We start from the raw sequence: 10478 nt of genomic DNA on the forward strand, positions 1-10478 counted from the left end.
GGCGGAACAGGACGGCAATGGCGATCGTCTGCGCGAGCATGCCGGCCAGCAACCACGCGCCGAACTGCCCGAAGCCGAATCGCCAGACGAGCGGCACCACGACGACAAACAAGTAACAGAACAGTGCATTGGATAGAATGCGCACCGGCCCCGACCGCGAACGGCAGTCGTTCAAAAGTTTGGAAACGTCTTCGTTGCTCAGGCTATCCCGGATGAATTGTTTGATTGCTCCGGCTCGTTCTGCCCCGGGCAATTTACGGAGACGCCGCAGCCATTGCGCAAGGTGTCGTGCTGAAAAAGTGGAAATCGCGTGAAGAAAGACTTCCCCGTTTACGAGGAGTTTGCGTCCATCGACGGCGATCTCGCGAATATCATCGAGGCGGATGTATGCGCCTGTCTGGAACGGCCGGCCGGCGGCGTTGAGGCAGGCGGCTGAATAGGCAAATACTCCTTCCGGCGACACGGAAAGCGGAAACAACTGGCAGATGAAAACGGCGCCGAGAGGCGGCAGCGGGTTCGCGAGCACCAGGCCGCCACGTTGATTGCTGAACAGGCTGCCCGGATGCAAAACGCGAAAGTCGCGTCCCCACCAGGTTTGGAAGGCGAGTGCGCCCCGGCGCACCCAGACCAGGCATTCGCTCAAATAAATGAGCGCGAGGATCAGCAGCAGGCTTTCCAGTTCACCCATGCCGCGTGATGTCCGGCCTTATTGCGGTGTCCCCTGCGTTTTCCGCCCGCCGGTGATCAATCGTTTGAACCAGGCGATGACCGCGGCGACGCCCAGGACGACCAGTTTCCAGGCTTTTTTGAAGAACAAAAGCAGAGTGGTGAACAGTCCTGTTTTGATGGCGACCGCCGCCGCGCCGCCGGTAATCAGCGCCGCCAGGCCGTACTTTGCGAGCTTGTCTCCCGAGCGATACTCCGCGTAACGCTCGCCCGATTTGTAGGAATAATCCTTGAGCACCGCTTGATAAGCCGGCATGGCCGCGCTCATCTTTTCAGGGTCGATGACGAGATTGACCTCCATCACGCCCTTGCGGCCGAGCAGGCGCGTGTTGTAATTGATGACCTGCTTGCCCTCGCTCTCGGCGCGAATCGCCCACTCCAGATTGTGTGTCTGCTCGTTGTAACGGGGCGGAATTTCCCATCCCGTAATGTGCAGCGGCGAGGCGCCCATTTTCTCGCGCTCCCTGTTCGCCTGCTCGGTTCCAGCGGTGATCGACTTCAGAATCTTGTCGGCGTTGAGCTTGTCCTTGTCGTCATCTTTGACGTAACCGACATCCGCGAACTCGAACACAACGAACCACACCAGCGACGTTGGCGCCAGGAAACCAAGCTCACTACCGGACGTCGGATTCCCCATGGCCTCGAGCAGTTGTCGGGTACCTTTCGCGCCCGTAAACACGAACCCTTCCGGCACCTGCACTTCCGCGAGGCTCTTCAGGTCGGCCTTGGCGGGGCCCTTGATCCAGGTCAAACGCTTCAGCAGCGAACCGGACGAATCATCCGAAGGATCATCGGCGGCGTGGATTCGCGAAATCGCGGCGCACAAACTGAACACGAGCAGGGCAAGCAGTTTGAGTCTGGGCATGTTGTCTTTCCAAGGTGTGTGAATTCAACCCGAACCCCGCCACCTTGTTGGTTGTTTAGGCCTGACCGTTGTTCGGGGCATGAAGCACCAAAAACACCCGCCGGTCAAGTCGTTAAACTCTGGCGGCACCAGCGTTTCCGATGGTTCCACGGGTTCACTCTTTTGCCTTGAGGCCCCGCAGGTGTTCGTCAAACCAGTCGGCGAAAATCTTCATGTCCTCGGGCATTTCCTTCCATCCGTGATCCTTGCCCGACCGCACGATGAGTTTGAAGGGCGCGTGGACCTCCTCGCACCGTTTCTTGAAAATCTCCGCCTGGTAAATCGGCACGAGCTTGTCCGCGTCACCATGCATGACCAGAGTCGGAGGCATGTGGGAGGTCACGAAGTTGATGGGCGAGATTTCCCTGCCCAGCGCTTCTCGTCCCTCGTCGGTTTCCGAGCGCGGGCCGAACGCCGCCTTGAATTGGGTCCCGACGGGCCCGATGCCTACTTCACAATCGCCGGGTTTCGACCAGTTGAGAAAGTCGGTGGGCGGAAAGAAACATGCGACCGCCTGCACGGCGCTGCTCTCGCGATCCACGGGGTCTTTCGCATTGGGATCGCCGGGGCCGCCCTGCGTGCCCATGGTGAGCGACAGATGTCCTCCGGCGCTGCCGCCGGCGATGCCGAATCTGTCGGGATTCACACCGTACGTTGCCGCATTGTGCCGCACGAAACGCACCGCGCGATGGATGTCCTGCTCGATTTCCGGGATGGTGAACTTCGGCTGCGATCCATGCACGACGGCAAACACAGTGTATCCGCGATCAAGCAAAGCGCGGTAGAATCCGGCGCTGATACCGTCGTGGCTCGAAAAAAAGCCGCCGCTGACCATGAACAGGACGGCGGCGCCGTTCGGTTTCTCGGGTTGAAACACGTCCAGCGTCAGCGCCGTGCCAAACTTGCGGCCGTAAATTACATCTTCGATGCGTTTGAAATTATCCGCGGCGTGCGCGCCGATTGACGCGCTCGCCGTCAGCAGGGCGAACAGTCCGATTGATCGAAGTCTTCTCATGGGTTTGTGGGTCCGCTGCCCATTCTACCGCTGCGGTCCCTTCTTCGACAAGCCCGCGTTCGACGACCCCAAAAATTTCTGGCTTATGAACGGCGCCTTGTGGTACGGGTCAAAATGGACGAACTGATGACGAACCGTTTTTTTATTTGGCACCGGGCGCAGAAGGCGGCGGCCCTGATGATCGTAACGCTGGCGGCGTTTGCGCTTTCCGGAGCTGCCGGCGAAAAGCCGTATATCGTCAAGCGCAGCGACACACTGACCGATCTCGCCCACAAGAACGGCCTGACGGTCGGTGAGCTGGCGGGCCGCAACGGCCTCGCGAGGAACGACAAACTTCGCGTGGGCCAGAGGCTCGTGATACCCGACCCGGACGCGGCACCGGGCGATTCCGCTTCAAGTTCGTTTCTGCCGAAGGAACTGCCCAAAATCCGCGTGGAGCCGGGCAAATGGAAATACATTGTCATCCACCACAGCGCCTCGCCCAACGCGAGCGTCAAAGGCATGGACTACTATCACCGGGTCGAACGACATATGGAGAACGGACTCGCCTATCACTTCGTCATCGGCAACGGACGTTCAATGAAGGACGGGGAGATCGCTATCGGCCATCGCTGGAAGGCGCAGCTCGACGGGGGCCATCTGGCGAGCGCGGCTTTGAACAAAAAAGCGATCGGGATCTGCCTGGTGGGTAATTATGACGAGGAGCGCCCTTCAAAAAAACAGCTGGAGAGCCTTCGCGCGCTGGTGGAGTTCCTGCTCGCCCGTTGTCACCTCGGCCCCGACGCGGTAAAGACGCATCAGCAAATCAATCCCATTTACACGCGCTGTCCGGGCAAAAACTTTCCGGCAAAAAGCTTTCTCAAGGAATTGAGGGAGGAGAGCGGATGACAACCGATGGATCCCGGATTTCCATTTTGCTTGGCAAAGACGGACGAGCAGGGTCAAATCCCCGCACCGCAAGAATTATATGAAGCACGCCATCAAAATCACCGGCCCACGTTTGACATCCATCCTGTTCTCCATCATCGCGGCAACCCTGGGAAGCGGGGCGGTCTGGGGCGGCGGGCGCGTTGACCCGGCCGCGCTTGGCCCGGTCGGGTTTTTGATTCGGACGAACTATCACGGCTGGACCAATTCGATTCTCGTCAGCAACGGCCGCGTCGAGGCCGTGATTGTGCCGGCCGTTGGTCGCGTCATGCAGTTCCGTTTTGCCGGAACAGAAGACGGGCCGTTCTGGGAAAATCACGCGCTGGACGGCAAAGCGCCGGATCCCCAATCGAAAGAATGGAGCAATTTCGGCGGCGACAAGGCCTGGCCCGCTCCGCAAGCGGATTGGTCGAGAATCACGCCGCGCGCCTGGCCTCCGCCGGTCGCGTTCGACTCGATGCCGGCCGAGGCGCGTGTGGACGGATTTGTGGTGACCCTGGTTTCATCGGTTGACCCGAATTATGGAATCCGCACGAGGCGTGAGATCAGGCTCGATCTTGACCGCCCGGTCATGACCATCACGACGACCTTCGAGAAAGTAAGCGGCCCGCCCCTGAAGACCGCAGTGTGGGTCATCACCCAGGTAAAGGATCCCGCCGCGGCCTACGCAAGTCTTCCGGACTTCGAGCGCTTTCGAGAAGGCTACAGCCCGCAATCCGACGCGTCCCCAGCGAATTTAAAAATCGATAAGGGTTTGCTCTCGCTCACGCGGGACCCCAAGGCGTCGCACAAAATTGGCACGGACGCCAGCGAACTGATCTGGGTAGGCAGGACCGCCGTGTTGAGTATTGACGCCGCTCACCGCGTCCTCGGCGATTATCCGGACGACGGCAGCAGCGCTGAGATTTACACCAATCCGGACCCGGCGCCGTACGTCGAACTCGAAATGCTGGGAGCGTTGAAGAAAATGGTTGTCGGGCGGAAGATCACTCTCTCGTCCACTTACACCCTGATCCACCGGATTGAGGCCGATCCCGACCTCGAAGTTCGCAGGTTGCTGGCACATTAGGCCGCTGCCTTTCCGGCGTCGCGGCAGGTCTGGGTTTGTGACAGTTCCGGTCGAACGTCCTTCGCGACATGGTGTCCCCGGGAAAGTAAGCCTGTCAGTTGCCTTCATAATCGCGCCGAATTTGCTTTTCACCCTGTACTGTTAAAGATTTGGCACGGCATGGACAACCCACACGTCGTGGTCCTCGGGGCGGGTTTCGGAGGATTGAGCTTTTGCCAGTCGTTCAAGCATCCGCGGGCGCGCGTAACGCTTGTTGACCGCCAGAACCATCATTTGTTCCAACCGCTGCTTTATCAGGTTGCGACGGCCGGGCTGTCGGCACCGGAAATCGCGCAGCCAATCCGTTCGATCCTTTCTGACCGGCCCGATGTCACGGTGCTGCTTGACCACGCGGAGGATTTCGACCTCGCCCGGAAAAGAGTCATGCTCGGAGAAAACACGCTGCCCTACGACTATCTCGTGCTCGCGCTCGGTGGAACCACGAGCTATTTCGGCCATCCCGGATGGGAGCCGTTCGCGCCCGGCTTGAAATCGCTCGACGACGCGCTGCGCATCCGCCGACACATCCTGCTGGCGTTTGAGAAAGCAGAAAACGAGACCGGCGCGGACGAACACAATCGGTTGATGACCATCGTTGTCGTGGGCGGTGGCCCGACGGGCGTGGAACTGGCAGGCGCTTTCGCCGAGCTGGCCCGGCGGGTGTTAAAAAGTGATTTTCGACGCATCGATCCAACGCAGGCGCGAATCATCCTGGTTGAGGCCGCACCGCGTGTTCTGGCGCATCTGCCGCCGGATCTTTCCGCCAGCGCGCAGCGCCAGCTTGAAAAACTCGGCGTCGAGGTGCGCACTGGCGTCCAAGTTAAAAACATCACAAAAGGGCGCGTTGAACTCGATGGCGGGCGGGTCATCGATGCCGAAAATGTCATTTGGGCCGCGGGCGTGTCGGCCACCCCGGTTGCACGAAAGCTCGGCGTCGAACTGGACCGTGTTGGCCGCGTCAAGGTGCTCCCTGATCTCAGCCTGCCCGGCCGCCCGGAAGTTTTTGCCATCGGCGACATGGCGCTGGTTTTGGACGAACAAGGCAAGCCTGTCCCGGGTGTTTCACCTGCTGCCATGCAGATGGCGCGGCACGTGGCGCGCATCATTCAACATGAGCTGCAAGCCGGCGCGGGACAGACCGGACGAGCCCGATTCAAGTACTGGGACAAGGGTACCATGGCAACCATTGGCCGCTCTGCGGCCGTAGCCAGGATCGGCCGGTTCGAATTCAGCGGTTTCCCCGCCTGGATGGCCTGGTTATTCATCCATTTGATTTTCCTCGTCGGCTTTCGCAACAAACTCGCCGTGCTGTTGCAGTGGGCCTATTCCTACCTCACGTACAAGCGGGGCGCCCGGATTGTAACCGGGCTTTCCGAAGAACGGAAGCAAGTGACAGACTGAACGTACTGGCACCCGCGAGACGGGGAAGATTGAACCCATCGATTCGCACGAAGCGTCCGCGCAGCTTGGTGCCGCGATCCCACCGGCGTACCAGATCAAAAAGAAAGGAAGATGGCGATTGATGCGTTGCCGCATTGCCCGCCATCCTCCTCAGCCCAGTTCCCAACAACCTCCTCGGATATTCACCAAAAATAGCAAATCCGCTGCCAAGTGGGTCGGAGGAATGGTGAAATAGTGATGACGTTAAGGAAAATAATGCCCCCGTCTGCGACGGCATATATGCGGGCGCAGTCAACGCCTTGAACTCGGTTCGCCGACAAACCGGGATCCCTTCAACGGCCTGTCGAGACCCTCCCTTGTATTACTTCGCGCTCACTCGACCACCACGACCCGATAAAACCGTTGATTGCCTGTCGCCGGGGTGTCGTCCAGACAGATCGCTGTCGAACCGTTGACCAATACCCCGGCCAGAACGGGGTTCCAGTTCGTCCCGGCCAGGTCGTTCTTATATTCCAGCCGGTAGCTCCGGCCCGGCGAGGCGTCCCATGTGACCGTAACCCGGCTGGTCGATGGCTCCACACTCGCCCGTGCGTTCAAGCTCGAAGAGGCGTCGATAGGATTCGTGCCCGCCTTGTACTCCATCAGGTCGCTGAGTCCATCGCCATCGGAGTCAGCCAATCCGTCGTGCGACAGATCACCGAAGCAAGCTCTCTCCCAATTGTCATCCATGCCGTCAGCATCAGAGTCCACGAAGGCGGTGGGTGCGAGGCGGAAGTCGAAAACATCCTGCGTGTTGTTGAAATCGCCGGTGCCCAGGTCGGAGGCCACGCTGCGGAAAACAATCGTGCTCGCGTTGGCACTGATCACCGGTGCCGAGGAACGATCATTGCCGGGAGCGGCGCCGGTTTGGTTCAGGCTCACCAGCGTGTTGGTTCCAGCCAACCGGTCAAAAACAAAAATATCCGTTTGATCGTTGCTGTCGCCAGCCACCAGATCGCTGGCGGCGCTTCGATACGTCACAAAACGGCCATCGGCGCTGATGGAAGGCGAATCGGACGCGCCGTTGCCACTGCCCGTGCGTTCGTGATTGAAGCTGACCAGCGTTGTCGTGGCGGTCTGCAGATCATAGAGGAAAACATTGTTTGTGCCGGCGGTCGTATTGGGATCATCGGCCGGAGTGACGAAGACGACAAACCGGCCGTTGCCGCTTAGCTGGGCTTTGGGCCCGCCAGACACGGCGCTGTAACCAATAACGGTGTCGGCGCCTGTCGCCAGGCTGTGCGCGATGATTGAGTGGTCCAGGTTGCTTGAAGACTGGAAAACCAGGATTCCCCCGTCGGGACTCAACGTAAAACTCACCGGCGCACCCACCGATGAGCTGGTGTAAGTATTCGCGCCGATCTGCGAGTCCCAGACAGCGAATTTGAGGTTGAAGGCAGAGCCGCTGGCATAGGCCACGTAACGGCCATCAGAGCTCATTGATAGCAAGGAAAGGGCGTTGCCGTTGGTGCTTGCCGAAATCGTGCTTCCACTCTGCATGTCGCACCAGAAGATTTCCCCGCCGGAACTGAAATCGTTCGAGACAATATTTTTGGCCTGGCTGAAGAAAGCGACATACCGCCCATCGCTGCTGATCAGTGGCGACGACGACGCAGCGTTGCCGCTGGTATTGCCATCGGCACTGACGCTGACCAGTGAGCTCGTTTGCGTCTGCAAGTCGCGCACGAAGATGTCATTGTTGTTATTGGTCTTGCTCGCCACCAAATCACGCGCGTTGCTTACAAAGGCAACGAAGCGCCCATTCCCGCTCATGGCTGGATCGCCGGAGAAACCGTTTGCTGTGCCGGTGCCGCTGCTGTTCACACTGACGAGCACGTTTGTTCCCGTTTGCAAATCGCGGACGAAAATGTCCTGGTTTCCGTTCCCGTCGTTCGTCACAACGTTGTCCGCCAGGCTCGTGAAAGCGACGAATCGCCCGTCCGCGCTGAGGGAGTTGACGCCCACGGAACTCAAATTGTTGGCCGTAAGTGATTGGCCCGTTGGAGCAGATCTGGAAACGAGGTCTGTTGTGTCAGTAGTCGTGTCGCGAACAAAAACATCAAAGGCGTCGTTGTTGTCGTTCACCACATAATCACCGTCGAAACTATCGAACGCAATGTAACGTCCGTCCGCGCTCAGGGTGGGAATTGCGCCTCCGGTGTCACCGGAAGTGCCGCCGTTGATGTCCGCGCTGACCAGTTTGGTCGTTCCGTTTGCCATATCTCGAATGTAAACTTGATAAGTTCCCGCATCGGCGTTTGTGACGAGATCCGCGGCATCGCTTACGAATGTCACAAACCGTCCGTCAGCGCTGACCGCGGGTGTATCGGAGAACGTGTTGGAGCTGATCGTGCCGCTGAGGTTGGCACTGACCAATACGTTCGCGGCGGTCTGCGCGTCCCAGAGATAAACGAAACTGTAAACAGATGTTCCCGAGCCGTTCTGGCCGGTGTAGGCGATGTAGCGTCCATCGCCGGTCATATCCGGACCGGAAGGGTCGTCGATTCCAATCGTGTTGCCAACGGTGTTCGTGCTCACCAGATCGGTTGTGCCTGTCTGCAGGTTGTGCCGGAGGATGAGTTGCGCGGCGCCAATCGCTTTGAACGCGACGTAATTCCCGTCATCGCTGATGACCGGGTTGTAGGAATTGATCGGGTGGCTCTGGGGATTCACTCCGGCCATTATCGCGGCGACGTTCGTGCCGACCCAGACCGTGGTCCCGCCAATCAGATCGCGCGCATAGATTTCGCCCTGATTGTTTGTTGCGCCGGCGACGAGATTTGTCGCCTTGCTGACAAACACAATCCAGTGACCATCCGGCGTCATGGCTGGTGAATCGGAAGCGTCGTTCCCACTGGCGATGCCACCGTTGCTGACGCTCGCCAGCGTGGTAGTACCGGTCTGGAGGTCGCGGATGAACACGTCGTTCACATCGTTCGTGTCATTTGCCACCAGGTTGCTGGCGTCGCTGACAAATGCCACGTACCGGCCGTCCGCGCTGATGAGCGGACTGGTGGACGGACCGTTGCCGACGCCGGCGCCCGGGCTGCTCACGCTGACCAGCGTCGTGGTTCCGCTTTGCAGATCGCGGACAAACACATCGCTGACGCCGTTGGTGTCGTTGGAGACCAGATTGCTGGCATCGCTTTCAAAAGCGATGTACCTGCCGTCGGAGGAAGCGGCGGGTGAAACCGAGTGGCCATTACCGCCGCCAACGCCTGTCGAGTTCACGCTTACCAACGTGACGGTGTCGTTCGTCCGGTTGCGGACGAAGACGTCAACAAATGTTCCGCTGTCGTCGTTGGTCGCGAGATTGTTGGCATCGCTGAGGAACAAGACAAACCGACCGTCAGCGCTGATGAACGACGCGGACGAATCCCCGTTCCCACCCGCCGAGGCTGGACTGAAGGGGCTGGCCGCGGAAACGATCTCAACTGACGAACTGGCATTGATGCCGGTCACGGCGCCGAACATTAACCAGAGCCAGCCGACTGCAACGAACCGTGATTGCGAACTGTTCATGGATGCCTCCTTGTTGCTCCATCGATCTCTTGTGACCGGATTCTTTTACATGCGCGTTTTGTTGATTGCCGTTACTGGCACGGCAAAAACCATGCCACCCCCTTTTGCCGCGTCGGTCGATCCAACGTATTGGCCACGATCCGAGTTTTTTCGGATAATACATGGAAAGTCTGCCCACGCAAAGCCGATTGTGAGCACATTTAGGCGCGGAAAGAGTATTCCAACCCTCGTTCATCATGCGTGAAAATCACGCATTCCGCGTGATTTTCACGCGCAAGTGGATAATGGAGCGTCAGCGAGTGGCTGCAGAATCCCGAAGGCATGTAGTGGCACCTACCCTGCTCTACATTTGGGTCAGCGGAGACGATTGCAATGAAGTCAAAACAGCGTATAGTGCGCGACTGTTGGAACAACGGAAGGAGTGTGAGCCATGCTTGACAAGGAATGCGCTTTAGCAGGCGAAAGCAGGAGGGACCGGGCCTTCACTTTCACGGACCTGATTACGGTCCTGGCGGTGGTTTTCATCCTGATTGCCGTGCAGCTACCATCGATGGCCAACACCAGGGGCAAAGGACAGGTCGCCAGTTGCCTTTCCAATCACCGGCAGCTCGTGCGTGCATGGCAATGGTACGCGCAGGATAACAACGGACTACTCGTGGGCAATCTGGATGGAGGTGGCGTTTCAGTTCTGGCGAATAGCAACAAGACATGGGTGCTGGGTTGGTTTGACTTCAATGGAGGAACCAGTTTTGGTGCACCGGGCGGTGCTTCCGATACAAATACGCTGCTCCTCACTCAGTTTTCACAACTCGCTCCCTACCTCGGTCGGTCCGCTG

Annotated in this window: 8 protein-coding genes; 4 read left to right on the forward strand and 4 right to left on the reverse strand. The window is 58.8% G+C overall.

The window, feature by feature from the left end; translation table 11 throughout:
* From VN887_03465 to VN887_03475, 3 genes are all read right to left on the reverse strand, one after another.
* On the reverse strand, window positions 1-688 hold a 688-nt coding region (locus VN887_03465; GenBank protein ID HXT39060.1), incomplete at its 3' end, for a hypothetical protein.
* A gap of 18 nt (window positions 689-706) precedes the next feature.
* The gene (locus VN887_03470; GenBank protein HXT39061.1) at window positions 707-1591 is read right to left on the reverse strand and encodes a DUF2167 domain-containing protein; all 885 of its coding nucleotides are present in this window, start codon (window positions 1589-1591) and stop codon (window positions 707-709) included.
* A 154-nt stretch (window positions 1592-1745) separates the two neighbouring features.
* The gene (locus tag VN887_03475) at window positions 1746-2645 is read right to left on the reverse strand and encodes an alpha/beta hydrolase (GenBank protein ID HXT39062.1); all 900 of its coding nucleotides are present in this window, start codon (window positions 2643-2645) and stop codon (window positions 1746-1748) included.
* Window positions 2646-2744: 99 nt separating this feature from the next.
* Here VN887_03475 and VN887_03480 point away from each other — a divergent pair, with 99 nt between their 5' ends.
* The 3 genes from VN887_03480 to VN887_03490 all read left to right on the forward strand — a co-directional run bounded on the left by VN887_03480 (window position 2745) and on the right by VN887_03490 (window position 6081).
* Complete coding sequence (locus VN887_03480; GenBank protein HXT39063.1) at window positions 2745-3533, forward strand: N-acetylmuramoyl-L-alanine amidase; 789 nt, start codon at window positions 2745-2747, stop codon at window positions 3531-3533.
* 79 nt (window positions 3534-3612) lie between these two features.
* Entirely contained in the window at window positions 3613-4641 is a 1029-nt protein-coding gene (locus tag VN887_03485) for a hypothetical protein (GenBank protein HXT39064.1), read from the forward strand.
* Between the two features lie 159 nt (window positions 4642-4800).
* Window positions 4801-6081, forward strand: coding sequence for an NAD(P)/FAD-dependent oxidoreductase (locus VN887_03490; GenBank protein HXT39065.1), 1281 nt, complete (start codon window positions 4801-4803; stop codon window positions 6079-6081).
* 372 nt (window positions 6082-6453) lie between these two features.
* Here the strand turns inward: VN887_03490 and VN887_03495 are convergent, their stop codons facing one another.
* Complete coding sequence (locus VN887_03495) at window positions 6454-9642, reverse strand: hypothetical protein (GenBank protein ID HXT39066.1); 3189 nt, start codon at window positions 9640-9642, stop codon at window positions 6454-6456.
* Between the two features lie 430 nt (window positions 9643-10072).
* Between VN887_03495 and VN887_03500 the strand changes: the two genes are divergently transcribed.
* Window positions 10073-10478: hypothetical protein (locus tag VN887_03500; GenBank protein HXT39067.1), on the forward strand; the 406-nt coding region annotated here is incomplete at its 3' end.

It is taken from the genome of Candidatus Angelobacter sp. (assembly GCA_035607015.1).
Taxonomy (GTDB): domain Bacteria; phylum Verrucomicrobiota; class Verrucomicrobiia; order Limisphaerales; family AV2; genus AV2.

What these genes read in the sequence shown, in the direction of transcription:
- VN887_03470 (HXT39061.1), bottom strand. Translation starts at nt 1,591, where the DNA reads ATGCCCAGACTCAAACTGCTTGCCCTGCTCGTGTTCAGTTTGTGCGCC.
- VN887_03475 (HXT39062.1), bottom strand. Translation starts at nt 2,645, where the DNA reads ATGAGAAGACTTCGATCAATCGGACTGTTCGCCCTGCTGACGGCGAGC.
- VN887_03490 (HXT39065.1), top strand. Translation starts at nt 4,801, where the DNA reads ATGGACAACCCACACGTCGTGGTCCTCGGGGCGGGTTTCGGAGGATTG.
- VN887_03485 (HXT39064.1), top strand. Translation starts at nt 3,613, where the DNA reads ATGAAGCACGCCATCAAAATCACCGGCCCACGTTTGACATCCATCCTG.
- VN887_03495 (HXT39066.1), bottom strand. Translation starts at nt 9,642, where the DNA reads ATGAACAGTTCGCAATCACGGTTCGTTGCAGTCGGCTGGCTCTGGTTA.